Annotated in this window: 22 protein-coding genes; 13 read left to right on the top strand and 9 right to left on the bottom strand. The window is 67.9% G+C overall.

All coding sequences use genetic code 11. The features are described 5' to 3' along the window. Positions 1-215: 215 nt before the first annotated feature. The 4 genes from PYV00_RS13645 (at position 216) to PYV00_RS13630 (ending at position 3020) form a co-directional block, all read left to right on the top strand. Positions 216-1457, top strand: a complete 1242-nt coding sequence (locus PYV00_RS13645; RefSeq protein WP_275228819.1) for a lipoprotein-releasing ABC transporter permease subunit — start codon at positions 216-218, stop codon at positions 1455-1457. Continuing rightward, the gene (locus PYV00_RS13640) at positions 1450-2124 is read left to right on the top strand and encodes an ABC transporter ATP-binding protein (protein ID WP_275228818.1); all 675 of its coding nucleotides are present in this window, start codon (positions 1450-1452) and stop codon (positions 2122-2124) included. The genes PYV00_RS13645 and PYV00_RS13640 overlap by 8 nt, the downstream gene beginning before the upstream one ends. A 127-nt stretch (positions 2125-2251) precedes the next feature. After that, on the top strand, positions 2252-2539 hold the full coding sequence (locus PYV00_RS13635; protein ID WP_275228817.1) for a hypothetical protein: 288 nt from the start codon (positions 2252-2254) through the stop codon (positions 2537-2539). Next, a complete protein-coding gene (locus tag PYV00_RS13630) occupies positions 2526-3020 on the top strand; it encodes a glutathione peroxidase (RefSeq protein ID WP_275228816.1) in 495 nt (164 codons plus the stop codon). The genes PYV00_RS13635 and PYV00_RS13630 overlap by 14 nt, the downstream gene beginning before the upstream one ends. 21 nt (positions 3021-3041) lie before the next feature. On the opposite strand, the gene PYV00_RS13625 is transcribed toward PYV00_RS13630, so the two are convergent. Next, the gene (locus PYV00_RS13625; RefSeq protein ID WP_275228815.1) at positions 3042-4202 is read right to left on the bottom strand and encodes a Yip1 family protein; all 1161 of its coding nucleotides are present in this window, start codon (positions 4200-4202) and stop codon (positions 3042-3044) included. A gap of 136 nt (positions 4203-4338) precedes the next feature. Between PYV00_RS13625 and dnaE the strand changes: the two genes are divergently transcribed. After that, positions 4339-7914 carry a DNA polymerase III subunit alpha gene (gene dnaE / locus PYV00_RS13620; RefSeq protein WP_275228814.1) on the top strand — a complete coding sequence of 1192 codons (3576 nt, stop codon included), beginning with the start codon at positions 4339-4341 and terminating at the stop codon, positions 7912-7914. Between the two features lie 65 nt (positions 7915-7979). On the opposite strand, the gene PYV00_RS13615 is transcribed toward dnaE, so the two are convergent. The 6 genes from PYV00_RS13615 to PYV00_RS13590 all read right to left on the bottom strand — a co-directional run bounded on the left by PYV00_RS13615 (position 7980) and on the right by PYV00_RS13590 (position 13594). After that, positions 7980-8258, bottom strand: a complete 279-nt coding sequence (locus PYV00_RS13615) for a hypothetical protein (RefSeq protein WP_275228813.1) — start codon at positions 8256-8258, stop codon at positions 7980-7982. 93 nt (positions 8259-8351) lie between these two features. Beyond that, the gene (locus PYV00_RS13610) at positions 8352-9149 is read right to left on the bottom strand and encodes an enoyl-CoA hydratase/isomerase family protein (protein WP_275228812.1); all 798 of its coding nucleotides are present in this window, start codon (positions 9147-9149) and stop codon (positions 8352-8354) included. A gap of 85 nt (positions 9150-9234) precedes the next feature. Beyond that, positions 9235-10347 (bottom strand): PA0069 family radical SAM protein, encoded by a 1113-nt coding sequence (locus PYV00_RS13605; RefSeq protein WP_275228811.1) that lies wholly within the window; start codon positions 10345-10347, stop codon positions 9235-9237. A 65-nt stretch (positions 10348-10412) separates the two neighbouring features. Continuing rightward, positions 10413-10940: a molybdenum cofactor biosynthesis protein B gene (moaB, locus tag PYV00_RS13600; RefSeq protein WP_275228810.1), complete on the bottom strand. Its 528-nt coding sequence runs from the start codon at positions 10938-10940 to the stop codon at positions 10413-10415. Then, the gene (locus PYV00_RS13595; protein ID WP_275228809.1) at positions 10930-12711 is read right to left on the bottom strand and encodes a lytic transglycosylase domain-containing protein; all 1782 of its coding nucleotides are present in this window, start codon (positions 12709-12711) and stop codon (positions 10930-10932) included. Before PYV00_RS13595 ends, moaB begins: the two co-directional genes overlap by 11 nt. Positions 12712-12766: 55 nt before the next feature. Further along, entirely contained in the window at positions 12767-13594 is an 828-nt protein-coding gene (locus PYV00_RS13590) for a hypothetical protein (RefSeq protein WP_275228808.1), read from the bottom strand. Between the two features lie 92 nt (positions 13595-13686). Here PYV00_RS13590 and PYV00_RS13585 point away from each other — a divergent pair, with 92 nt between their 5' ends. The 8 genes from PYV00_RS13585 (at position 13687) to PYV00_RS13550 (ending at position 22380) form a co-directional block, all read left to right on the top strand. Then, positions 13687-15336 carry an electron transfer flavoprotein-ubiquinone oxidoreductase gene (locus PYV00_RS13585; protein ID WP_275228807.1) on the top strand — a complete coding sequence of 550 codons (1650 nt, stop codon included), beginning with the start codon at positions 13687-13689 and terminating at the stop codon, positions 15334-15336. A gap of 81 nt (positions 15337-15417) precedes the next feature. Then, positions 15418-16233 (top strand): 4-(cytidine 5'-diphospho)-2-C-methyl-D-erythritol kinase, encoded by an 816-nt coding sequence (locus PYV00_RS13580; RefSeq protein WP_275228806.1) that lies wholly within the window; start codon positions 15418-15420, stop codon positions 16231-16233. Next, entirely contained in the window at positions 16230-16961 is a 732-nt protein-coding gene (locus tag PYV00_RS13575) for an N-formylglutamate amidohydrolase (RefSeq protein ID WP_275228805.1), read from the top strand. The genes PYV00_RS13580 and PYV00_RS13575 overlap by 4 nt, the downstream gene beginning before the upstream one ends. A gap of 82 nt (positions 16962-17043) precedes the next feature. Beyond that, positions 17044-18900: a dihydroxy-acid dehydratase gene (gene ilvD / locus PYV00_RS13570; RefSeq protein WP_275228804.1), complete on the top strand. Its 1857-nt coding sequence runs from the start codon at positions 17044-17046 to the stop codon at positions 18898-18900. 4 nt (positions 18901-18904) lie between these two features. Further along, entirely contained in the window at positions 18905-19276 is a 372-nt protein-coding gene (locus PYV00_RS13565) for a hypothetical protein (RefSeq protein ID WP_275228803.1), read from the top strand. Next, the gene (locus PYV00_RS13560; protein ID WP_275228802.1) at positions 19260-20660 is read left to right on the top strand and encodes an NAD(P)H-hydrate epimerase; all 1401 of its coding nucleotides are present in this window, start codon (positions 19260-19262) and stop codon (positions 20658-20660) included. The genes PYV00_RS13565 and PYV00_RS13560 overlap by 17 nt, the downstream gene beginning before the upstream one ends. Next, on the top strand, positions 20657-21919 hold the full coding sequence (locus PYV00_RS13555; RefSeq protein WP_275228801.1) for a class I SAM-dependent RNA methyltransferase: 1263 nt from the start codon (positions 20657-20659) through the stop codon (positions 21917-21919). Before PYV00_RS13560 ends, PYV00_RS13555 begins: the two co-directional genes overlap by 4 nt. Continuing rightward, entirely contained in the window at positions 21916-22380 is a 465-nt protein-coding gene (locus PYV00_RS13550) for a GreA/GreB family elongation factor (RefSeq protein ID WP_275228800.1), read from the top strand. Before PYV00_RS13555 ends, PYV00_RS13550 begins: the two co-directional genes overlap by 4 nt. A 36-nt stretch (positions 22381-22416) precedes the next feature. On the opposite strand, the gene PYV00_RS13545 is transcribed toward PYV00_RS13550, so the two are convergent. Beyond that, positions 22417-23703: a cytochrome P450 gene (locus PYV00_RS13545; RefSeq protein WP_275228799.1), complete on the bottom strand. Its 1287-nt coding sequence runs from the start codon at positions 23701-23703 to the stop codon at positions 22417-22419. A 13-nt stretch (positions 23704-23716) separates the two neighbouring features. After that, positions 23717-24916, bottom strand: a complete 1200-nt coding sequence (locus PYV00_RS13540; RefSeq protein ID WP_275228798.1) for an amidohydrolase family protein — start codon at positions 24914-24916, stop codon at positions 23717-23719. Between the last annotated feature and the right edge of the window lie 3 nt (positions 24917-24919).

Raw genomic sequence — 24919 nt, 5'->3', positions numbered from 1 at the left:
GGCGTGACGGCCCGATGACGGTTTTGCCACCGTATTTGCCACTGTGGCGCGGCAAAGCGGCGGGCCTCCGTCGCGGGAAAGTGCGCGCTTGCCCGCTTCCTGCCGCCGCGGCCGAGCCGCCATGCGAGGCGCGGTGGCCACGCGGATTGCTTGCCAGCCTGGCGATGTCCCCCTAAATGCGACGCCATGCCCCCGGCCATCGACGGATCGTTCGCGTGATCCTTTCCCCTTTCGAATGGACCATCGCCAAGCGCTACATGCTGCCGGGCCGCAGCGAGGCGTTCATCGCCATCGTCGCGGGGATCAGCCTGGTCGCAGTGATGCTGGGCGTGGCGGCGCTGGTCATCGTCATGAGCGTGATGAACGGGTTCCGGGCCGAGCTGTTCGACAAGATCGTCGGGCTGAACGGCCACGCGATCATCCAGGCCTATGGCGGGCGGCTGGACAACTGGCAGGACGTGCTCACCCAGGTCCGCAAGACGCCGGGCGTCACCCATGCCTCGCCGCTGATCGAGCAGCCGATGTTCACCACCTTCAACGGCCGGTCCGAAGGCATCCTGGTGCGCGGCAACCTGCCGGGCGACATCGCCGCGCTGAAGGACAAGCTGAAGGACGGCTCGCTGGCCGATCTGCGCCCCGGCGCCGAGAACGTGGCGATCGGCTCGCGCCTGGCGCAGAACCTGGGCGCGCAAGTGGGCGATACGATCACCATCATCAATCCGCAGGGCCGGTCGACTCCGTTCGGCACGGTCCCGCGCCAGATCGCCTACCGCGTCGCTGCGATCTTCGAGATCGGCGTCTATGACTATGACGAAAGCTTCGTGGTCATGCCGGTGCGGGACGCGCAGACGCTGCTGCTGACCGGCGACACCATCGGCATGATCGAGGTGACGACCAACGATCCCGATCATGTCGAACGCATCCTGGCCCCGCTGGAGCGCCAGCTGGCCGGCAAGGCGGTCGTCACCGACTGGAAGACGATCAACGCCTCGCTGTTCGAGGCGCTGGCGGTGGAGCGGGTGGCGATGTTCGTGGTGCTGTCGATCATCGTGCTGGTGGCGGTGTTCAACATCCTGTCCTCGCTGATCATGCTGGTGCGCGCCAAGACGCGCGACATCGCGATCCTGCGCACGATGGGGGCGACGCGCGGATCGCTGCTGAAGATCTTCGTCACCACCGGCTTCATTATCGGCGCGCTGGGCACGCTGGCGGGCGTGATCATGGGTTTCGTGTTCCTCTATTTCCGCCAGCCGATCGTCCACGGCGTGGAGATCCTGACCGGGCAGAACCTGTGGGACCCCTCGATCCGCTTCCTGACCGAGCTGCCCAGCCGCACCGATCCGGTGGAAGTCGCGGTGATCTGCGTGCTGGCGCTGGTGCTCAGCTTCCTCGCCACGCTCTACCCCGCGTTCAAGGCGGCAAGCACCGATCCGGTGCAGGTGCTGCGCTATGAGTAGCCCGGTGGTGCGCATCATCGGCCTGACGCGCAGCTTCGAGCAGGGCGGCGTGCGGATCGACGTGCTGCGCGGCGTGGACCTGACGATCCGCCCCGGCGAGATCGTCGCGCTGCTGGGCCCTTCGGGATCGGGCAAATCGACGATGCTGCAGGCGATCGGCCTGCTCGAAGGCGGCTTTGGCGGCAAGATCGAGATCGCCGGCACCGACGCGGCGCGGCTGGGCAAGGACCAGCGCGCGGCGATGCGGCGCGATCATCTGGGCTTCGTCTACCAGTTCCACCACCTGCTGCCCGATTTCACCGCGATCGAGAACGTGATCCTGCCGCAGCTCGTCGCCGATGTGCCGCGCGAGGCGGCCGAGGCGCGGGCGCGCGAGCTGCTCGACGCGCTGGGCCTGGGCGCCCGGCTCGATCACCGGCCCAGCCAGCTTTCGGGCGGCGAACAGCAGCGCGTGGCCGTGGCCCGCGCGCTGGCCAACAAGCCGCAGATGGTGCTGGCCGACGAGCCCACCGGCAATCTTGACGAGGCGACGGCGAACAAGGTGTTCGAACAGTTCCTCCAGCTTGTGCGCGGCGAAGGCAGCGCCGCGCTGGTGGCGACGCACAACGAGCGGCTGGCCGCTTCGATGGACCGGGTCGTGCGGTTGCATGAGGGCGTGCTGCAATAGGCCGCGCGGTTTCGGTGGGGCGATATTCCGTGCATATTTGGCGGTGAATCGTTGAAAATGCGCGGGCAAGGTCTAATCTCGCCCCCTAGAGGTGCGTTTGATTCCACACAGGATTGAGAGAACACCGATGAGCGACAACCCCACGACTTTCCAGGGCGAGCCGGATGGAACCCCCGGCATCGAGTGGAACGATACCGCCGAGCTGCACATGCAGGAGGATGGCGGCGGCTTGCTCCATCGTTTCAAGACGATCCGGCGCGGGACATTCGCGGGATTGATCGATTTCGTCATGGACCTGCCCGAAGCCGAGCAGCCGCGCTACGCGATCCTCAAGAACGGCGATCGCCGCATCGAGATCGGCGAGATTCGCACGCTGTTCCGCCGTTCCGACTTTCCGGGCAATGCCGGCGGCTGAGCCCCGCACCATCGGCGATTTCACCGCCGCCTTGCCCAATGGCGAGACGGTGAGTCTTGCCGACAAGGCGGGCAAGGTGCTGCTGGTGGTCAACACCGCCAGCAAATGCGGCTTCACGCCGCAGTACGAGGGGCTGGAAGCGCTCTGGCGCAAGTACCGGGGGCAGGGGTTCGAGGTGATCGCCTTTCCCTGCAACCAGTTCGGCGGACAGGAGCCGGGTGACGCGGGCGCCATCTCCAGCTTCTGCGAGATCAATTTCGGCGTCAGCTTCCCGCTGATGGCCAAGATCGAGGTCAACGGCGCCAATGCCCCGCCGCTGTGGCAGTGGCTGAAGACCGAGGCGCCCGGACTGCTGGGCAGCCGGCGGATCAAATGGAACTTCACCAAGTTCCTGATCGGCCGCGACGGCAAGGTCGTGCGCCGCTATGGCCCTGCGGCGAAGCCGGAGAAGATCGAGCAGGACATCGCCCGCCTGCTGTGACGGTCCGGGCGGGCCGGCGGATTATCCCGCCAGGTCTTCCAGATCGTCCGGGTCGATCGCGGCGACGGCGGCCTTCAGTTCGTCGATATTGTTGGCGTTGCCATCCGCCTCGACCAGGAAGCGATCGGCGACCATGCGGCCGAACTTGCCGCGCGAGCCGGACTTGCTCCATGATTCGGTCTGCATCTGGCCGTCCACCGTGGCGGTCTTCTCATAGCCGTCGGCATCCTCGCGGCTCTGCTCCACGCCCATCGCCGCACCCATGCCGGCGATCGCGCCCAGCCCGTGCATGTCCGTGACCTTGAGCGTGAAGCTGTGGTCGCCCGCGGTGTAGGTGCCTTGCGCCGAGGAGCCGAGATTGCCCGCGCCGGTGGTCTCTACCGCGGTGCGTTTGTAGGCGCCCAGCGCGTCGGGCAGCAGGCCCTGCAGGCTGGCCGCCTCGACCGGCTTGGTCTTGCCGTTGGCCGCGTCTTCCATGCGCTTGCTCATCTTCTCGACCTCGCCGACGTCGATCGAGCCGACGCCGGGGACCGAGACGGTGCCCTGATCGGTGCTGTCGGCCGAGGAGATCAGCGCCGGGCCGGCGAACAGGGCGCCGGTGATCAGCGCGGTGATCGGCGCGACGACGATGGCCAGCACGATGGCGCAGACCATCGTCACCGCGACATAGCCGGCCGCCTTGGCCTCTGGTACTTTCATCAGCACCGGCGCGCCGGTGTAGAACAGGTAGATGCTGTAGAGGCCCAGCAGCCCAAACACGCCGAGCGCGGGGATGAGGCCGAAGATCCCGGCCAGGAAGCTGGCGGTCGCGCCATAGGCGACCAGCTTGAAGGCATTGAGCTTGTTGCTCGTGCCCTCGAACTTGGGCGCCAGCCAGTCGGCGATCAGCGCCAGCACGAAAACGCCGGCGACGGTCAGGACGAAGCCGATCACCGCGCTGGCCAGACTGCTGGTCAGGCTCGGGCGGAAGTGGAAGCCGAACCCGCCATAGCCGAATACCTGCGCGCCGATGAAGCTGGCAACCGGGCCGATGGCCGCCAGCGGCAGCACGTAGCCCTTGAAGATATCGCCCTGTGTCCGGGTTTCGTCGGCGATCCTGGGCCATTCCTCCTTGGGCTTGAGGATGATCGCCTTTGCCCGTTCGACCAGGGGATTCCCCCCGCCGGTCATGCCGTTGTCCATCGCTTACCTCCTCGGAATTTCCCCTGCCGGGGATAGAACAATATCCTGCCGAACATGCAAGCGCGGGTTTGCCTTTCCCCAGATCAGAAGGACCGCGCGCTTGATCGGCGCGGGGCCGAGGGAGTAGCATCGCGCCATGGCCTTCGCCCCGTTCGTCCCCCTGCGGATCTTTTCCAGCTATACCATGCTCGATGGCGCGATCGAGCCCAAGGCGATCGCCAAGCTGGCAAAGGAACGCGGCTTTCCGGCCATCGCCATTTGCGATCGCAATGGGCTTTACGGCGCCACCGCCTTTGCCGCCGCCTGCCGGTCCGGCGGCATCCAGCCGGTGATCGGCACGTTCCTGGCGGTGTCGCGCGGCGAGGCCGGGCCGGGCGGCGAAGCGGTGATCGACTGGCTGGCGCTTTATGCGCGCAACGAAACGGGCTGGCTCAACTTGTGCCACCTCGTCTCGGCGGCGCATCTCGACCGGCCGCTGGAGCAGGAGCCGCATGTTCCGCTGGCGCAGCTGGATGGCCATTGCGAGGGCCTGGTCTGCCTGACCGGCGCGGGCGAGGGCGCGCTGGCCCGGCTGCTGGCCGATGGCCGCGACGAAGCGGCCGGGGCCTATTGCGACCGGCTGCAGGCGCTGTTCGGCGACCGGCTCTATATCGAGATCGCGCGCTCGGGCGATCCGGTGGAGGACGCCTCGGAAGAGGCGCTGATCGACCTCGCCTATGCGCGCGGCCTGCCGCTGGTCGCGTCCAATCCGGCGCAGTTCGCCGAGCCGCATTTCCATTCCGCGCACGATGCCCTGCTGTGCATCGCCCATTCAAGCCACGTCGATGCCACTGAGCGGCCGCGCTCCTCGCGCGAGCACTGGGTGAAGTCGGCGCCGATGATGGCCGAGCTGTTCGCCGACTTGCCCGAGGCGACCGCCAACACGCTCGTCGTCGCGCAGCGTTGCGCCTATGCGCCGCCCAAGCGCAAGCCGATCCTGCCCAGCCTTGCCGGCGACCGCGAGGGTGAGGAGCGGATGCTGGCGACCGACGCCCGGCTGGGCCTCGCGCGCCGCCTCGCGCCCTACTGGCCCGAAGCCGCCGAGGAAGAGATCGCCGCCGTGCTCGCCTTGCCGGGAGAGGAGCGCGCCGCCGCCTATGCGGCGCGGCTGAAGCCCACGGGCGTGGGCGCGGAATTCCTCGATTATGCCGACCGGCTCGATTTCGAGACCGGGATCATCATCCGCATGGGCTTTCCCGGCTACTTCCTGATCGTTGCCGACTTCATCAAGTGGGCCAAGGACAACGGCATCCCGGTGGGACCGGGGCGTGGATCGGGCGCGGGCTCGGTGGTCGCCTGGGCGCTCACCATCACCGATCTCGATCCGTTGCGGCTCGGCCTGCTGTTCGAACGCTTCCTCAATCCCGAGCGCGTTTCGATGCCGGACTTCGACATCGACTTCTGCGAAACCCGGCGCGGCGAGGTGATCCGCTATGTCCAGGCCAAGTACGGCCACGATCACGTCGCGCAGATCATCACCTTCGGCAAGATGAAGGCGCGCGCGGTGCTGCGCGATTGCGGCCGCATCCTGCAGATGAGCTACGGCCGGGTCGACGGGCTGTGCAAGATGGTGCCCAACCATCCGACCGACCCATGGACGCTGGAGCGCGCGCTGAACGGCGCGGCCGATTTCCGCCGTGAGTACGAGAACGACAACGAGGTCAAGCGTCTCGTCGATCTGGCGATGCAGCTGGAAGGGCTGCCGCGCAATTCCTCCACCCACGCCGCCGGGGTGGTGATCGGCGACCGGCCGCTGGCGCAACTGATCCCGCTCTACCGCGATCCGCGCTCGGACATGCCGGTGACCCAGTTCGACATGAAGTATGTCGAGGATTCCGGGCTGGTGAAGTTCGACTTCCTCGGGCTCAAGACCCTCTCGGTGCTGCGCAAGGCGGTCGATCTGCTGGGGCGGCGCCACATCGCCGTCGATCTCGACACGCTCGCCTGGGATGACAGCCGGGTCTACGACCTGCTCAAGCGCGGTGACACGGTGGGCGTGTTCCAGCTTGAATCCGAAGGGATGCGCCGCACGCTGGCGGCGGTGAAGCCGACCAATTTCGGCGACATCATCGCGCTCGTCTCGCTTTACCGGCCGGGGCCGATGGACAACATCCCGCTGTTCGGCCGGCGCAAGAACGGGCTGGAGAAGATCGAGTACCCGCACGAGAAGCTCGCCGGCATCCTGGCCGAGACTTACGGCATCTTCGTCTACCAGGAGCAGGTCATGCAGGCCGCGCAGATCCTGGCGGGCTATTCGCTTGGCGATGCCGATCTGCTGCGCCGCGCCATGGGCAAGAAAGTGCAGGCCGAGATGGACGCGCAGCGCCAGCGCTTCGTCGACGGCTGCAAGGCGGTTTCGGGGATCGAGAAGGCCAAGGCCAACGAGCTGTTCGACTTGATCGACAAGTTCGCCGGCTATGGCTTCAACAAGTCGCACGCCGCCGCCTATGCGCTGCTCGCCTATCAGACCGCGTGGCTCAAGACGCATTACCCGCACGAATTCTACGCCGCCTCGATGTGCTTCGACATGCACCAGTCGGAAAAGCTGGCGGTGTTCGTCGATGACATGCGCCGCAACGGCATCGAACTGGCCGCGCCCGACATCAACCGGTCCGAAGCCGAGTTCATGGTCGAGGAGACGGCCGAAAGCCATGCGGTGCGCTATGCCCTCGCCGGCATCCGCAACGTCGGCGAGAAGGCGATGGACGCGATCGTCGCCGAGCGCGAGGCCAATGGGCCTTTCGTCAGCCTTGACGACGTGTTTCGCCGCGCGCCGGCCGGCTCGATGAACCGCCGCCAGCTTGAAAGCCTGGCCGCCGCCGGGGCGTTCGACAGTCTGGAGCCCAACCGTGCCCGCGTGCTGGCCAATGCCGATACCTTGCTGGCCGAGGCGGACCGTTCGGCGCGCGAGCGCAACAGCAGCCAGCACAGCTTCCTGGGCGGGGACGATCACGCCGAGCAATCGTTGCGCCTGATCGATTGCGAGCCATGGAGCCGCATGGACCAGATGGCAAAGGAGCGCGAGAATTTCGGCTTCTACTTCGCCGCCCACCCGGTCGAGCAATATCGCGCGGTCGCCTCGGCCAATGGCGCGCGCACCCATGCCAGCCTGATCGCGGGCGGCTCGGGCGCCGCCGCCGGGCGTTCGGGCGCGGTGATGGCGGTGCTGGTGGAAGCCGTGCAGAAGCGCAAGACGAGGAAGGGCAAGGACTTCGTCATGGCCGATTTCTCGGATGCGAGCGGCCAGTTCTCCGCCTCGTGCTTCGAGGAAAGCCTGGTCGAAAGCTTCGTGCGCTGGGCCAGGGAAGGCACTTGCGTGCTGCTGACTGTCGAACTCGACAGTCCCAGCCCCGATGAGCCGCCGCGCGTCACCGTGCGCGGGGCCAAGCCGCTGGCCGAAGTGCGGGCCGACGCGCGGATGCTGCTGGCGCTCGATATCGATCGGGTGGAGGCGGTGCAGGAACTGGCGCTGCTGCTGCGGCCGGGGGCCCGGGGCTGCGGCGAAGTGATCGCGCAGCTGCATCTGGGCGAAGGGCGCGCTCAGAAAGTGCGGCTGGGGCGCGACTATGCGCTGGACGGCGAATTCGCCGAGCAGCTCGCGCAGATCGAAGGCATCACCAACGTGTCGCTGACCGCGCGGCGCGCGAACGATCACTTGCGGCTGGTGGCCTGACGGTCGCTGCGTCGGGCGATCGCGGCGGGCCCCGCGCCTGTCAGGGGCGCGGGATCACCGCCGGATCAATTCTTGTCGACCGTGCTCGCCGCGTCCTTGGCGGCATCGCCGACCGCCTGGGCGGCATTGCCCACGTCGCTGGCCGCTTCGGCCACCGCATTGTCCTTGGCCGCTTCGCTCGCCGAGGAACGCGAATAGACATAGATGCCGCCGATCACCGCGACGAGCAGCACCAGCCCCAGGAAGATGCCGGCCACGCCGCCCGATCCGCCTTCGCGAATGATCGTGGTGTGGTTCGTCGGGGCGGCTTCGCTTTCCGTCGTTACGATACGTTCTTCGGTCATGTCGTCGCTTCCTTCGCGTTCAACCTGGTGATGCCGGGTTAAACCGCCGAAGCGGGCCAGGGTTGCCGATGGCGCGATCAGGAGATGCGGACGCTAGCGATCCCGGTAGCGCGGCGCGCGCTTTTCGCGGAACGCGGCGACGCCTTCGGTGAAATCCTCGCTCATCAGCATCATCACTTGCTGGCGGTCTTCCAGCGCCATCGCGTCCGACAGCGAGCGGGCATCGAGATTACGGTTGAGCCCTTCCTTGGTCAGCCGCAGCCCCATCGGCGCGTTGGCCACCATCTCGCCGGCAAGGTCCAGCCCCTTGTCCAGCAGGTCGGCCGCTGGCACGATCTCGCTGACGAGGCCGCAGGCCAGCGCCTTGTCCGCGCTCATGAACTTGCCGGTGAGGATATATTCCGACGCCACCGATGCCCCGACCAGCCGGGGCAGGAAATAGCTGCACCCCAGATCGCAGCCGCCAAGGCCCACCTTGATATAGGCCGCGTTCATGCGAAGATCGGGCGCGGCAAAGCGCACGTCGCTCGCCAGCAGCAGCGAGAAGCCCGCGCCGCACGCCGCCCCGTGGCCCAGCCCGACGATCGGCTGCGGACACGATCGCATCAGTTCGAGCAGCCCGGCGATCGCGCGCTGCAAGCGCCAGTAATGCTGCAATTGCCCGCGCGATCCGTCATTCCGCCAGCCTGCCAGATCGAGCCCGGCGCAGAACGCACGGCCTTCGGCGCGCAGCACCACCACGCGCACATCGGCGCGATCGTGCAGCGCGGTGAAATAATCGCGCAGCGCGAACGTCAGCGGCGGATCGAAGGTGTTGAGCGCATCGGGCCGGTTGAGCGAGACGATCTCGATCGGGCCACGGGTTTCGATCAGGATGGGGGCGTCGTTCATCGCCGTAACTCCATTGCGGCCAGTCGCCCGTGCGGCCGGCCCTGGCCGCCGCGATAGGCGCAAGATCGGGATCAGGACAATCGCATCACAGCAATGACAATTGCCCGTCGCGGCTGGGCCGGCGGAACTGACCGCAATCGAGGCGGATGTCCGGTCCGCCCATGCCCAGCCGCTTCATCGCCAGGCGGAAGCGCTTGCGGAACAGATCGGCCCACACGCCGCGCGGGCGCATTCGGGTGAAGAATTCGGGATCGTTGTCGCGCCCGCCCCGGATATCGCGGATCGTCGCCATGACCTTGCCGGCGCGATCGGGGAAGTGGGTTTCCAGCCACTCGCGGAACAGCGGCGCGACTTCGTGCGGCAGGCGGATGATGATCCAGGTGGCATGGCGGATGCCGCGCGCGGCCGCTTCGGCCAGGATCGCCTCGATATATTCGTCGGTGATCGCGGGGATGACCGGCGCCACCGAGACATGCGCGGGCACGCCCGCCCCGGCCAGCGCGCCCAGCGCGGCCAGCCGCTTGGCGGGCGAGGCGGCGCGCGGCTCCAGCAGGCCGGACAGGCGCGGATCGAGGCTCGTCACCGAAATGCCCACGGCGACAAGACCGTGCCGCGCCATTTCGCCCAGCAGGTCAAGATCGCGCAGCACCCGGTCGGACTTGGTGGTGATCGTCACCGGATGGCGCGCTTCCAGGCAGACTTCGAGCACTTGCCGGGTGATCCGGTAACGCGCCTCGATCGGCTGGTAGGGATCGGTGTTGGTGCCCATGGCGATGGGAGCGGGGCGGTAGCTGGGCTTGGCCAGCGTCTCGCGCAGCAGCCGCGCCGCATCGGGCTTGGCAAAGAGCTTCATCTCGAAATCGAGCCCCGGCGACAAGTCATGATAGGCGTGGCTGGGCCGGGCGAAGCAGTAGATGCAGCCGTGCTCGCAGCCGCGATAGGCGTTGATCGAGCGATCGAAGACGATGTCGGGCGAGGCGTTGAAATTGATGATCGACTTGGGGTGTTCCTCGGTCACGGTTGTCCGCAGCTTGTCCACAGGCCCGTCCACAAGCTTTTGCACATCGCGCCAGTCCCCTTCCGCCTCGCGCGCGGCCAGCCCGAAACGGCGCGAGGGATCGCCCGATTGCGCGCCGCGTCCGTGGATGGGAGGCCCGTGAATGGGAGGGTTGTGGGCAGGAGAATGACTCGAGGACATTCCCGTATGAGAACATATATGGAACAAATACGCAAGCGGCCAGGCTTGCCGCAGGGGCGAGGCGGCTAGACCTCTTGCAGCCGGGGGATCAGCTCGACGAAATTGCAGGGGCGGTTGCGGCTGTCGAGCTGCTCGGCCAGGATGCCGTCCCAGCCGTCCTTCACCGCGCCGTTCGATCCGGGCAGGGCGAAGATATAGGTGCCGCGCGCCACCACCGCGCAGGCGCGCGATTGCACGGTGGACGTGCCGATGGTCTTGTAGCTGATCCAGCGGAACAGCTCGCCGAAGCCGGGGATATCCTTGTCCTTGATCCGGTCGAGCGCTTCGGGCGTCACGTCGCGGCCGGTGAGGCCCGTGCCGCCGGTGGTGATGATGACGTCGACGGAGGCATCGTCGATCCAGTTGTTCAGCCGGATCGCCACCTGCGCGGCATCGTCACGCTCGATCGCGCGGGCGACGAGGCGGTGGCCGACGGCCTTGATCCGCTCGGCGAGAATGTCGCCCGAAGTGTCGTTCTCCGGCCCGCGCGTGTCCGATACGGTGAGCAAGGCGATCTGGAGTGGCCGGAATTCGCGCGTCGCGTCAACGGGCACGCACGATCGCCCCGTTGGCCGCCATGCGCACGCCTTGCGAGCCGGAAAGGCCGGGGAACGTGGGCCACATGCCTTCGGCCAGCGCCATGCGGCTTTCCGAATCGCCGCCGGCCTGCCGCTCGTACATCCAGTAGTTGCGCAGCACGATGTTCACATAGCCGCGCGTTTCCCAATAGGGGATCGATTCCATCCACAGCAGCGGATCGCCCTGGTCGCGCACTTCGCTGTTCCAGCGCATCACCGGGGCGATGCCGGCGTTGTAGGCGGCCATGACCTTGGGCAGCAGCCCTTGCGTGCCGGGCGAGTTGCGCAGCATGTCAAGGTGGCGCTGGCCGAAGGCGAGATTGACTTCGGGCTTGTTGAGATCGCTGGGCGAGCCGGTGTAGCCCAGCGAATCCGCATGGTCCTGCGCCGCCGCCGGCATGATCTGCATCAGCCCGCGCGCGCCGGCCGGGCTGACCACGTTGGCGCGGAACACCGATTCCTGCAGCGCATGGGCATAGACCAGCGCCGGATCGACGGACCAGCCACCCACCGGCGTCCACTTGGGCGTGGGAAAGCGGGTCGCCGGTTCGGGCTTGCCGCCATAAGGCGCGTTGTAGGCCAGCCAGAGCTGGGTGGAGGGCAGGCCCAGGTCGCGCGCCAAGCGGGTCAGCGGCTCGAACTGCGAGGGCGAGCCGATCCGGGCCTGATGGCGCAGCACTTCGTCGGCCAGCCCGTCCTTGCCGATCTCGGCCAGTTCCACCGCCACGCGGATATTGCCGACGCTGCGCAACTGCTGCCAGTCGGCCTGGCTGAAATCGGCGCCGGCGTGCTGTTCGGGCAGCTTGAGGCCGAGCTGTTCGGCCGCGAGCATCCCGTAAAGCGTCTCGTCGCGCGCGGCGGCGGCGCGCAAGGCCTGCCCCGCCTGTTCGGGCTTGCGGCAGCGCACCAGCGCGCGGCCCTGCCAGTAATAGGAGGCGGAGCGCAGCTCGTCGTTGTCGGAGCGCTGGGCGGCGTTCCTGAACGCGTCGGCGGCCCCTTCGCAATCGCCCAGGCGCCAGGCGGCCAGCCCGGCGGTCCACCACGCCTCGCCCACCCAGGGGCCCTGACCCTGCGTCGCGGCAAGCTGCGCCACTTCATAGGCCGGCGCGTCCTGGTTCTCGATATAGAAGCTCCACGCGACGCGCTGCTTCCACTCGGCGCGGGCCGAGGGGCTGAGCACGGCGTCGATCCCGTCGACCAGCACGCGCGCGCCCATGGGGTCGTCGTTCTTGATCCGATCGAGAATGCCGGCCGAGATATTGCCGGGCATCGTGCCATCGTTGATCGAGGCGGGCTTGATCCGCTTGGTGATGGACGGCAGGCGGGCGAACTGCTGTTCGGTGGGCAGGGCCGGCACGCTTTCCGCCCCGCGCTTCAGCGCCAGGCGGCTGATCTGGTCGGCATCGGGCAGCTCGGTGCCTTGCGCCAGCCAGGCCTGAAGCTCGCTCGCGTCAATCTTGGGCGAGCCGGCGGCCAGATAGTATTCCGCCTTGGCCTGCTGGTGCAGCGGGCCATCGGGGCGCTGGGTGAAAAGCTGCTGGACGCGGTTCCAGTCCTTGCGGTCGATCGCGTCGAACACCTGGCGATAATATTCGCGGTCATCATGGCTGAGCAGCGATGGTACCGCGCTGCGATCCGCCCGGTTGCGGAAGTAATCGACCGCGGCGCTGTTGGCGAAGGCCGGCACCGATCCGAGCACGGCGGCGCAGGCGATGGCGAGCAGCCCAGTTCTGGCAAACGTTCTCAAATTCCGTCCCCGATCTCTTTCGCGCCGCGATGGGCCCCGGTCCAATCCGGCCCCGCTAGGCGCGATCCCATTCGAGCCCCCAATCCAGCCATGCCCGCCAAACCGCCGCCTTCCAGCCCGGCCTTTCGAGAAGCGCGGGGAGGCTGCGGGTGGCCAGCATGGGTATCGTCAGCCCTTCATGGTTAAATGAGCGTAAAATAGCAGGACGTTGCGGCCATTCGTGGCCGATGAGCGGCAGAATGTTGAATCCGAGGGAAATGATGCCCTTTGGGGCGACCAGCGCGATGTGCCGGCGGAGAATCGCGCCCAGGTTGCCGGCCGGGGCGCCATCCCAGTCGAACCCCGGCGTGTGGCGCGGCAGCACGCTGGCGACATAGGCGCTTTCGCGCGCCAGGCCCGCCGCTCCGAGCATCGCGCCGAGCATCGCATCGAGCAGCCGCCCTTGCGCGCCGGACAGCAGGACTTCGCGATCCTCGCGCTCGGGCTCGGGCACCAGCACCATGATCGGCGCGCCCCCCGGTCCGCGCGGCGGCACGCGGCCGCTGGCGCCGCCTTCGTCGAGCGCGGGATCGGCAAGCCACCAGGCGCGGAACGAATCGAGGTCGGCGGGCAGCGCCGCGATGTCGAGCGAGGGGGCCGGGGGGGCAACGGCGGGGCCAAAGGCGGATGGCGCGCGCGCCGCGCGCGGGGCCGGGCGATCGCGCTCGGCCGCTGGCCCATCACGCGGCCCATCACGCTCGGGCGCGGATTCTGGGCCGGGTTCAGGAGGCGCCAGCCATTGCGCCGGCTCGTCGGCGAAGACGCGGTCCACCCCGGCGTCGCGCCACCAGTCCAGCGCGGCGGCGAATTCTTCCGCGACCGCCGGATTTGCCCGTTTGTCCATGTCGCGGGTCTTGACCTGCCGCACTCCACCAATCAAGGCACTTCAAGAACGAAATCGCGCCCAGAAGCAGCAGAGACAGGATCGGGAAGGCCATGAGTGAACGCGAATCCATGCCTTATGACGTGGTCATCGTCGGCGGCGGGCCTGCTGGCCTGGCCACCGCGATCCGGCTGAAGCAGGTCGATCCGAAACTGGGCGTCTGCGTGCTGGAAAAGGGTTCCGAGATCGGCGCGCATATCCTTTCGGGCGCGGTGGTCGATCCCAGGGCGCTGGACGAGCTGCTGCCCGACTGGCGCGATCAGGGCTGCCCGATGGCCGAAACGCCCGTGACCGATAACTGGCACTGGTACCTCACCAAGACCGGCAAGATCCCGGTGCCGCACATCCTGATGCCGCCGTTCATGTCGAACCACGGCAACTACACCGGCTCGCTGGGCAGCCTGTGCCGCTGGCTGGCGGAACGGGCCGAGGAACTGGAGGTCGAGATCTTCCCCGGCTTCGCCGCCGCCGAAGTGCTGTTCGACGCGGACGGCGCGGTGAGGGGCGTGGCCACCGGCGACATGGGCGTGGCCCGCGATGGCAGCCACAAGGCCGATTACCAGCCCGGCATGGAACTGCTGGGCAAGTACACCGTCTTCTGCGAAGGCGCGCGAGGTCATCTGACCAAGCGACTGAAAGCGCAGTTTAATCTGGAAGCCGATTGCGAGCCGCAGATCTACGGCATCGGCATCAAGGAACTGTGGGATATCGACCCGGACAAGCATGTGCCCGGCCGCGTGCTGCACACGCAGGGCTGGCCTTTGTCGGAAAGCAACACCTGGGGTGGGGCTTTCCTCTATCACCAGGCGAACAACCAGGTCGCGCTGGGGCTCGTCACCGCGCTCGATTACGCCAATCCGCACGTCTATCCCTTCGAGGAATTCCAGCGCTGGAAGCAGCACCCGGAAATCCGCAAGGTGCTCGAGGGCGGCAAGCGCGTGGCCTATGGCGCGCGCGCGATCAACGAGGGCGGCTGGCAATCGGTGCCCAAGCTGGCCTTTCCCGGCGGCGTGCTGGCGGGCTGCTCGGCCGGTTTCGTCAACGTGCCGCGCATCAAGGGCAGCCACACCGCGATGAAGAGCGGGATGCTCGCCGCCGAGGCGATCGCCGCCGCGATCAAGGCCGGGCGCGAGCAGGACAGCCTGGACGAATACGATGCCGCCGTGCGCGAAAGCTGGATCGCCAGGGAACTGAAGCTGGTCCAGAACGCCGAGCCGCTCACCGCCAAGTTCAACGGCGATCTGTTCGGATCGGCGCTCGCCGATATCGACATGTGGATGCGCTATCTCAAGATCGGCCTGCCGATCGCGATGAAGCACCACACCGATGCCTCGGCGCTGAAGCGGGCGGACCTGTTCGAGCCGATCGCCTATCCCAAGCCCGATGGCGTCATCAGCTTCGACCGGCTGACCAGCGTCTCGTTCTCGTTCACCAATCACGAGGAGGACCAGCCGTGCCACCTCGTGCTGAAGGACGATACCGTGCCGACGCGGATCAACCTGCCGCTCTATGCCGGACCCGAAGCGCGCTATTGCCCGGCGGGCGTCTATGAATTCGTCGATCCCGATGGCGCCGGCGCGCGCCTGCAGATCAACGCGCAGAACTGCGTCCACTGCAAGACCTGCGACATCAAGGACCCGACCCAGAATATCGACTGGGTCGCGCCCGAAGGCGGCGGCGGGCCCAACTATCCGAACATGTGACGATGGCGATGCAAGACCTTGCTCTCTCCCCCTTGGGGGAAAGATGTGCCCGTCGCCAGCTCCCCTGAAGGGGCGAGGGCTTTGCCGCTGAACGAAACCGCCTTTGCCAAGATCAACCTGGCGCTGCACGTCCGGCACCGGCGCGAGGATGGCTATCACGCGCTGGAAACGCTGTTCGCCTTCGTCGATCAGGGCGACGGGCTGAGCGCGGTTCCCGCGCCGCGTGACGAGCTGATGTCGTTTGGTGAGTTCGCCGGGCAAATCGATGATCCGCTGGGTAATATCGTCGCCAAGGCGCTGGCCGCGCTGCCGCATGGGCCGGGCTGGGCAGTGACGCTCGACAAGCGCTTGCCGGTGGCGGCCGGACTGGGCGGCGGTTCGGCCGATGCCGGCGCGGTGTTCCGCATGGTCGAGCGGGCGCAGGGCAGCCTGCCCGGCGACTGGCGCGCGCGCGCCGCGCGGCTGGGCGCGGACGTGCCAGCCTGCGTGCTCAGCCGCGCCTGCATCGGGCGCGGCACCGGCACCGAGCTTGAACCGATCGACAATGACCTGGCGGGTGTGCCCGTGCTGCTGGTCAACCCGCGCGTGCCGGTACCGACCGGCCCGGTGTTCCGGGCATGGGACGGCATCGATCGGGGGGCGCTGCCCGCAGGCGGCGCGCGCGCGATCGCGCTGGCCGGTCGTAACGATCTGGAAGCGCCTGCGATCGCGCTGTGCCCGGCGATCGCCGAAGTGCTGGCCGCCCTGCGCGCGACCGCGCCGTGGCTGGCGCGCATGTCCGGCTCGGGCGCGACCTGCTTCGCGCTTTACGATGATGCCGCCGCGCGCGATGCGGTGGCGGCGCGGATCGCTGCCGCGCATCCGCAGTGGTGGCAGATGGCGGGGGCCCTCAGGTGAGCGGAGAAGCCTTCCACCTGCTCGGCACGCCGCGCTTCGGCGGCATCCTGATCGTTGCCGACCATGCCTCGAACCATGTGCCCGACGATATCGACCTCGGCATCGATCCGGCCATGCTGGACGCGCACATCGCGGTCGACATCGGCCTGGGCGGCATCGTCGAGGCCATGGCCGCGCGCGCGGGAATCGCCGCGCATGTCGCCCGGATCAGCCGGCTGGTCTGCGATCTCAACCGCGAGGAGCACGCCCCCGGCCTGTTTCCCGAGACCAGCGACGGCCACGCCATTCCCGGCAACCGGATCGATGCCTGCGCGCGCGAGCACCGGCTGGAACGCTTCTTCCGCCCCTATCACCACGGCCTTGCCGCGCTGCTGGACGCGGTGCCGCCGGCGCTGATCCTCTCGCTCCACAGCTTTACCCCGCGCCTGGCCAGCGATCCGGGCCAGCAGCGCCCGTGGCATGTGGGCGTGCTTTACAACCAGGATGATCGCGCCGCGCGCATCGCCATACCCCTGCTCGAAGCCGAAGGGCTGATGGTGGGCGATCAACTGCCTTATTCCGGCAAGGTGCTGAACGCGACGATGAACCGCCACGCCGAAGCCGAAGGGCGCCCTTATCTCGGCGTCGAAATCCGGCAGGATCTGATCGGCGATGCCGCCGGCCAGGCCGAATGGGCGGAGCGGCTGGCCTGGATCTGCAACAAAGTTGCGCTTGAGATTGGGGGTTAGTATTATTTTTTTGCTTCGGCTCGCTCTCCACTTGGCGTAGTGGCGCTGCAAACCCCCCGTAGCACCCGACCGGAGCCGACCCATGCCTGCCTATCGTTCCCGCACTTCCACTCACGGCCGCAACATGGCCGGTGCCCGTGGCTTGTGGCGCGCGACGGGGATGAAGGACGATGATTTCGGCAAGCCCATCATTGCCGTGGTGAACTCGTTCACCCAGTTCGTGCCGGGCCATGTCCACTTGAAGGACCTGGGCCAGATGGTCGCGCGCGAGATCGAGGCGGCGGGCGGTGTCGCCAAGGAATTCAACACCATCGCGGTCGATGACGGGATCGCCATGGGCCATGACGGGATGCTCTATTCGCTGCCCAGCCGCGATCTGATCGCCGACAGCGTGGAATACATGGTCAACGCCCACTGTGCCGACGCCATGGTCTGCATCTCCAATTGCGACAAGATCACGCCCGGAATGCTGATGGCGGCGCTGCGCATCAATATCCCGGCGGTCTTCGTCTCGGGCGGGCCGATGGAGGCGGGCAAGGTGGTGCTGCGCGGCAAGGAGCAGGCGCTCGATCTGGTCGATGCCATGGTCGCCGCCGCCGACGAGAAGTTCACCGACGAGGAAGTGCGCAGCATCGAGCGGTCGGCCTGCCCGACTTGCGGATCATGCTCGGGCATGTTCACCGCCAATTCGATGAACTGCCTGACCGAAGCCCTCGGTCTCTCGCTGCCGGGCAACGGCTCGACGCTGGCTACGCATGGCGATCGCCAGCGTCTGTTCCTCGAAGCCGGGCGGCTGGCGGTCGATCTGTGCCGCCGCTATTACGAGCAGGATGACGAGACCGCCCTGCCGCGCACCATCGCCGGTTTCCAGGCGTTCGAGAACGCGATGAGCCTCGATATCGCCATGGGCGGATCGACCAACACCGTGCTGCACCTGCTGGCCGCGGCGCACGAGGCGGGCGTCGATTTCACCATGACCGATATTGATCGGCTCTCGCGCCGGGTGCCGTGCCTGTCCAAGGTCGCGCCGGCCAAGTCCGACGTGCACATGGAAGACGTGCACCGCGCCGGCGGGATCATGGCGATCCTGGGCGAGCTGGACCGCGCCGGGCTGCTTCACACCGATCTGCCGACGGTGCACAGCCGGACGATGGGTGACGCGCTCAACCACTGGGACATTGCCCGCACCAATTCGCCCTCGGTGCAGGAATTCTTCAAGGCCGCGCCGGGCGGCGTGCCCACGCAGACCGCGTTCAGCCAGTCGCGCCGCTGGGATTCGCTCGATCTCGATCGCGAGAAAGGCGTCATTCGCAATGCCGCGAACGCGTTCAGCCAGGACGGCGGCCTTGCCGTGCTGTCGGGCAATATCGCGCGCGACGGCTGCATCGTGAAGACGGCCGGGGTGGACGAGAAGATCCTGAAGTTCACTGGCCCCGCGCGCGTTTATGAAAGCCAGGACGCGGCGGTTGCGGGCATTCTCGGCGGGCAGGTGACGGCGGGTGACGTGGTGGTGATCCGCTATGAAGGACCGCGCGGCGGGCCGGGGATGCAGGAAATGCTCTATCCCACCAGCTACCTGAAATCGAAGGGGCTGGGCGCGGCTTGCGCGCTGATCACCGACGGGCGCTTTTCCGGCGGCACTTCGGGCCTCTCGATCGGCCACGTCTCGCCCGAAGCGGCCGAGGGCGGCGCGATCGGTCTGGTCGAGAATGGCGACACCATCGAGATCGACATCCCCAGCCGCACGATCCACCTTGCCGTTTCCGACGAGGAACTGGCCAGCCGCCGCGCCGCCATGGAAGCGAAGGGCGATGCCGCCTGGGCGCCGGTCCATCCGCGCCCGCGCAAGGTCTCGGTCGCGCTGCAGGCCTATGCGGCGATGGCCACCAGCGCCGCGAAAGGCGCGGTGCGCGATGTCAGCCAGTTGAAGCGCGGGTGAGGGCATGATGCGTTCGGCCGCGTTCGCCGCCTTGCCGCTGATCCTCCTCGCCGCCTGCTCATCGGGCAAGGGCGATGCGCCCAAGGTGGCCGAAGGGGACGAGCACATCGCCTGCGCTGTTGGCGGGGCGAAGGAATTCGCGGAAAACTGCGCGGTCGAACGGGCCCAGGCCGATGGCGCGCTGACGCTGACGGTGCGCCACCCGGACGGTGCGTTCCGCCGCTTCACCGTGGTCAAGGACGGGCGCGGCCTGACCGTGGCCGACGGGGCCGAGGAGGCCGTGTCGCGGCTGGACGGCGGCAAGCTGGAAGTGACCGTGGGCGGCGATCGCTATCGCTTCCCGGCGACGCAGGCGAAAAATGCCGGCACCCAGTGACCAGATCCTGACCGTTGCGCAGATGCGCGCGGCCGAAGAAGGGCTTATCGCGGCCGGCTCCAGCGTCGAGGCGCTGATGGACGTGGCCGGGCGCGGCGCGGCCGAATGGGTCTGGCGGATCGCCGGGCGCCACAAGGTGACGGTGCTGTGCGGGCCGGGCAACAACGGTGGCGATGGCTATGTCATCGCCGAAACCTTGCGCGAACGCGGCGGCCATGTGGTGGTCGTCGCGGCGACCGAGCCGAAGACCGCCGCGGCGAAAAACGCCCGCGCGCTGTTCAAGGGTGAGGTCCACGGCCCCGATATAGAGATCGAAGGCGACGTGCTGGTCGATTGCCTGTTCGGCAGCGGCCTGGCGCGGCCGCTGAGCCCCGAGCATTACGGGCTGCTCAACTGGCTCGCGGTGGGCCACCGGCACACGATCGCGATCGACCTGCCGAGCGGCGTGCAGTCCGACAGCGGTATGCTGCTGAACGAGGGGCTGCCCGATTACGACCTGACGATCGCGCTGGGCGCCTGGAAATTCGCCCATTTCCTGATGCCTGCCGCGCCGAAGATGGGCGCGCTGCGGCTGGTCGGGATCGGCGTCGCGCCGGTCGAGGGTGCCGCGCGTGCTCTGCCCCGCCCGCGCATCGCCGCGCCGGGCGCCGATGCGCACAAGTACCGGCGCGGCCTGCTGGCCGTCGTCGGCGGGCGGATGCCGGGCGCGGCGCTGCTCGCCTGCGCGGCGGCGCAAGGCGCGGGGGCGGGCTATGTGAAGCTCTTCGCCGACCGGCCCGATGCCGCGCCGCGCGATCTGGTGGTCGAAACCGGGCCGCTTTCCGAAGTGCTGACCGATGATCGCAACATCGCGATCCTGGTCGGCCCCGGCCTTGGCCGCGATGCGCACGCGCGCGAGCGGCTGGCCATCGCGCTGGCCGATCCGGTCGCGGCGGTGGTCGATGCCGATGCGCTGGTCCTGCTCGGGCCGCGCCAGCTTGCCGAGCGCGCCGCGCCGACCATCGCGACGCCGCACGAAGGCGAACTGGTCGCGCTGGAACGCGCGTTCGATTGCGATGGCGGCGGCTCCAAGCCCGAGCGCGCGCTGGCGCTGGCGCGGGCCAGCGGCATGGTGATCGTCGCCAAGGGGCCGGACACCGTGATCGCCGCGCCCGATGGCCGGCTGGCGTGCGCCCCACGCGCGTCAAGCTGGCTTTCCACGGCGGGAACCGGCGATGTGCTCGCCGGGGTCATCGCCAGCCGTGTCGCCACCGGCGTGGATGCCTTCGCCGCCGCCGGTGAAGGTGTGTGGCTGCATGGCGATGCGGCGCGGCTGTGCCCACCTGCGTTTTCCGCCGGTCAATTGGCCGAGGCCATTCCCGCCGCGCTTGCCGCCTGCTTGTGAGCGAGGCGGAAACGATCCTGCGCGTCGCCGCGAAGGGCGATGGCGTCACCGCCTCGGGGCGCTTCGCCTGGGGCGCGGCGCCGGGCGATGTGCTGCGCGAGGACGGCACGCTGGAATGGGGGCCGCATCATGTCGCGCCGCCGTGCCGCCATTTCGGCCGCTGCGGCGGCTGCCAGTTGCAGCAGCTTGACGAGGAGACGCTGGCGCAGTTCGTCGAATCGCGCGTCGCCAATGCCTCCAGCGCACAGGAACTGGGCGCGCAGCACGTCGCGCCGCCGCATCTCTCGCCCGCGGGCGGCCGCCGCCGGGCTTCGTTGCGGGCGGAAAGCTCGGCCGGGCGCCTGGTGATCGGCTTTCGCGAGGCGAAATCGCACCGGTTGGTCGAGCTGGCCGAATGCCCGGTGCTGGTGCCCGCGTTCGTCGCGCTGCTGGCGCCGCTGCGCAAGCTGCTGATCCAGCTTGGCAAGGGTGCTGCCGGCAAGAAGGGCGGCCCCGGCAAGAGGGATGACAGGCACGCGCAGGCCCGCATGGCCGCCGATATCGAACTGACGCTGTGCGAGCAGGGCGTCGATCTGGGCATCAAGGGGCTGAGCGTGGAAGGGCTGGCCGCGACCGAGGCCATGCTCGATTTCGCGCGCGCGCAGGGGTTGGCGCGGCTGACGCTGGATGGCGGCTATGGCCCCGAAACGGTGTGGGAGCCGGAACCTGCGACCGTGAACCTCTCGGGCGTGTCGGTGCCGTTCCCGCCGGGCGGCTTCCTGCAGGCGACCGCCGATGGCGAGGCCGCGCTGGTGGGCGCCGCGAAGGAATGGCTGGCGGGCGCGGCCACGGTGGCGGACCTGTTCTCGGGGCTCGGCACCTTCGCGTTCGCGCTGGCCGGGCCGGATACCAAGGTGCTTGCCGCCGAGGCCGCGCGCGATGCGCATCTGGCCTGCAAGACGGCGGCGGGCCGGGCGCAGCTGCCGATCTTCGCCGCGCACCGCGACCTGTTCCGCAATCCGCTCCAGCCCGACGAGCTGAACAGGTTCGCCGCCGTGCTGCTCGATCCGCCGCGCGCGGGCGCGCGCGAGCAAGTGCAGTGCATCGCGCAAAGCACGGTGGCGCGCGTGGTCTATGTCTCGTGCAATCCGTCAAGCTGGTCGCGCGATGCGGCCGTGCTGGTGGAGGCGGGTTTCCGGCTGGCGGACTTGCGCCCGGTCGGCCAGTTCCGCTGGTCCACCCATGTCGAGCTGGCCAGCCTGTTCGTGAGGGAGGCATGAGCGTCGCCTTCCGCCGCGAAGGCGATGACGAGCATCTCGAACCGAAATTCGAGATTCCGATCCCGCCCGGCCCGAACCTCGTCACGACGCGCGGCAAGGCGCTGATCGATGCGCGCGTGGCCGATCTGGCCGCGCAAGTGGCGGCGGCGGGCGACGAGGACGCGGCCAGGCGGCTCCAGCGCGACCTGCGCTATTGGCAGACCCGGCAAGTGACCGCGCAGGTCATGCCCGGGCCGAGTGGCGAGGTTGTCGCCTTCGGCACGCGCGTGACGTTCCGGCTCAACGGCAAGTCGCGGGTGCTGGCCATCGTCGGCGATGACGAGGCCGATCCGGCGCGGGACATGATCGCGTTTTCCGCCCCGCTGGCCCGCGCGCTGATGGACGGCGCGGCGGGCGAGTTCCTGCCGTTCGGCGATCGGGAAGACGCGATCGAGGTGCTGGCGGTGGAGCCGATCGGCTGACAGGCGCGCGGGCCGGCGCCGGCCCATGGACCTGTTCTAGCGCAGCAGCACCGGCAGCCCCGAAACGCCCTGCTGCTCCAGCCCGCCGGTCATGAACGGGGCCGGGGCATCGGGATCGAGCCGCAAGTCCGGGAAGTTGTCCATCAGCGCGGTGATCCCGCGCGCGATCTCGACGCGCGCGACGTTCATGCCCAGGCAGCGATGGGTGCCAAGGCCGAAGGCCATGTTGGTGAGCCGGGGCCGATGGATGTCGAAGGCGTCGGGATGGTCCCAGCGCGCCGGATCGCGGTTGGCGGGGCCCAGGCACAGTTCCAGCACCGATCCTTCGGGAATGTGGTGCCCGTGGAATTCGACGTCGCGCATCACCATACGGTAGAAATAGGGCGCGGTCGGGTTCCAGCGCAGCCCTTCCTCGATCGCGTCGTCAAGCAGGGCGCGATCGGCCTTGACCGCGGCGAACTGGTCGCGGTGGGTCAGCAGCGCGAACAGCGTGATGCCCATCTGCCGCCATGACGTGCCGCCGCCAGCGACCATGACCAGCTTTGCGTGCGTCATGATCTCGCGATCGGTCAGCGGGCGCGGCTCCTGGCCGGGCACCATCAGGCGCGATTGCAGCAGGAAGCTGATGAGGTCGTCCTGCGGCTCGGCCCGGCGCGCGGCGATCAGCCCGAGCAGCAGATCCTCGACGATCCGCCCGTTGGCGATGCGGTCTGCCATCGTCACGTTGCGGCTGGAACTGGTGCTGTTGAGGTAGGCGTGGCGGAAGCGCAGCGCGTCGTCACCGTCGAGGCCGATGGCGGTGGTGATGGTATAGACGGGGATCCGCGCGCAGAAATCGAGATTGAGGTCGGCGCGGTCGCCTCTGGCCATGCGCTCGATCAGGCGTTCGATGATTCCGTCGATCGTGCGGCGGCGCCACCAGTCCAGCGCTTCGGGCATGAGGAACTTGGGCTGGATCGTGCGGCGATAGGCCCGGTGCATCGGCGGGTCCATCTCCAGGATGCCCATGGTGATCTCGCCGGCCGGATTGTCGTGCCCCTGCACGCGGTTCGAAAAGGTCTCCGGGTCGCGAAAGCCCGCCTCGCACGCTTCATAGGTCAGCGCGGTATAGTGCTGGCGGCCCACGGCGCGCGCGTGCCGGTCATGCCCCGGCAGGCCCAGCAGATCGCGCACGCGGCCCTTGTGGACCGGCGCCTGCGCGCGCAGGGCGTGCAGCCGGGGCATGACATCGACATCGATGAAATTGCCCACCGCCTCGGCCTCGCGGCGCACGTCGTAGAGTTCCTCGTAGAGCGGATCGTCCGCCGTCAGCACGTCGGTCACGGGCGGGGCTTTCTCAGGCAAGGCCGAGCAGCTTGCGGCAGTTGTTGTTGATGATGTCGCGCACGTCCTCTTCGGGCACGCCCTCGAAATCGCGCAGGATGATCTGGCGCGATCGCGGGAAGGTGGTTTCCGAATGCGGATAGTCCGATGACCACATGATGTTCCGCCCGCCCGGCAGGTTGCGGTTGAGGATGCCGGTGCGGTCCTGGATGAACGAGCCGAAGACGTTGCGGTCCATGTAGTGGCTCGGCGGCTCCTTCAGCGCGCTCTCGGTCCAGAAGCGCTGCTTTTCCCAGGTGCGGGTGATATATTCGGTGTACCAGGCGAACCAGCCCACGCCGCTTTCCATGCTGCCGATGCGCAGGTCGGGGAAGCGATCGAAAATGCAGTTGAAGATGAAGATGCCGATCGGTTCGGCCATGGCCATCTTCGACATCGGCATGTCGGGCAGGAAGAATTCCTTCTGTCCGAACCGCGGGACGCGCGCGCCGAGGTGGAAGGTGATCACCACGTTGCTGTCGACGATGGTCCGCCACAGCTTGTCGAAGGCGGGATCGGCATATTGCAGCGCGCCTTTGGCATCGCCGGTCAGCGCCGAGACCTGGCCGTCCTTCATGTTCTGGATGCCCGACGAGGTTTTCCAGGCATCGGGATTCTGCGGGAAGGCGGGCAGGTTGATCGCGCGGAAGCCCTTTTTCGCCAGCCGTTCGACATGCTGGCAGGTCTCGTCGATATCGCGCATCGGCACGTAGCCGACCGGGAACAGCCGGTCGGGCGCGACCGAGCAGAAATCGAGCACCCAGTTCTGATAAGCCTCGTAGCTGGCGATGTAGAGTTCGTTGTCGAACGAACCGAGCGGGCCACCGCCGAACAGCAGCGCCGCGTCCATGCCGTCGGCATCCATGTCGGCCAGGCGCGTGGCCGGTTCCCACACCTTGCGCTGTTCCTCCAGCCGGCCCTTCATCTTGAAGTTGCGGCCTTCGCGCCCGGCCTGGTTGTTGATCATCATGAAGGGGCGGCGATTGCCTTCGAATTCGATGTAGTCGCCATCCTCTTCATGGAGGATGCGGGGCGCGCGATCGCGCAAGTGCGCGGGAAGATAGGTCTTCCACATGTCGTGCGGCGGATCGATGTGCGCGTCGGCATCGAAGATCGGGCCGTAGCTCCAGTTTTCGACCTGCGCGTCCGTGATGGCCGGATCTGCTTCGCTCATCTC

The sequence above is a fragment of the Novosphingobium album (ex Liu et al. 2023) genome, from assembly GCF_029076845.1.
Classification (GTDB): domain Bacteria; phylum Pseudomonadota; class Alphaproteobacteria; order Sphingomonadales; family Sphingomonadaceae; genus Novosphingobium.
The sequence above is the reverse complement of the archived record's forward strand: the minus strand, read 5'-3'. Positions and strand labels throughout refer to the sequence as shown.

Coding starts and splice junctions, on each gene's coding strand:
- PYV00_RS13640 (WP_275228818.1), top strand. CDS start 1,450: ATGAGTAGCCCGGTGGTGCGCATCATCGGCCTGACGCGCAGCTTCGAG.
- PYV00_RS13635 (WP_275228817.1), top strand. CDS start 2,252: ATGAGCGACAACCCCACGACTTTCCAGGGCGAGCCGGATGGAACCCCC.
- PYV00_RS13630 (WP_275228816.1), top strand. CDS start 2,526: ATGCCGGCGGCTGAGCCCCGCACCATCGGCGATTTCACCGCCGCCTTG.
- PYV00_RS13625 (WP_275228815.1), bottom strand. CDS start 4,202: ATGGACAACGGCATGACCGGCGGGGGGAATCCCCTGGTCGAACGGGCA.
- dnaE (WP_275228814.1), top strand. CDS start 4,339: ATGGCCTTCGCCCCGTTCGTCCCCCTGCGGATCTTTTCCAGCTATACC.
- PYV00_RS13615 (WP_275228813.1), bottom strand. CDS start 8,258: ATGACCGAAGAACGTATCGTAACGACGGAAAGCGAAGCCGCCCCGACG.
- PYV00_RS13610 (WP_275228812.1), bottom strand. CDS start 9,149: ATGAACGACGCCCCCATCCTGATCGAAACCCGTGGCCCGATCGAGATC.
- PYV00_RS13605 (WP_275228811.1), bottom strand. CDS start 10,347: ATGTCCTCGAGTCATTCTCCTGCCCACAACCCTCCCATTCACGGGCCT.
- PYV00_RS13590 (WP_275228808.1), bottom strand. CDS start 13,594: ATGGACAAACGGGCAAATCCGGCGGTCGCGGAAGAATTCGCCGCCGCG.
- PYV00_RS13585 (WP_275228807.1), top strand. CDS start 13,687: ATGAGTGAACGCGAATCCATGCCTTATGACGTGGTCATCGTCGGCGGC.
- ilvD (WP_275228804.1), top strand. CDS start 17,044: ATGCCTGCCTATCGTTCCCGCACTTCCACTCACGGCCGCAACATGGCC.
- PYV00_RS13565 (WP_275228803.1), top strand. CDS start 18,905: ATGATGCGTTCGGCCGCGTTCGCCGCCTTGCCGCTGATCCTCCTCGCC.
- PYV00_RS13560 (WP_275228802.1), top strand. CDS start 19,260: ATGCCGGCACCCAGTGACCAGATCCTGACCGTTGCGCAGATGCGCGCG.
- PYV00_RS13550 (WP_275228800.1), top strand. CDS start 21,916: ATGAGCGTCGCCTTCCGCCGCGAAGGCGATGACGAGCATCTCGAACCG.
- PYV00_RS13540 (WP_275228798.1), bottom strand. CDS start 24,916: ATGAGCGAAGCAGATCCGGCCATCACGGACGCGCAGGTCGAAAACTGG.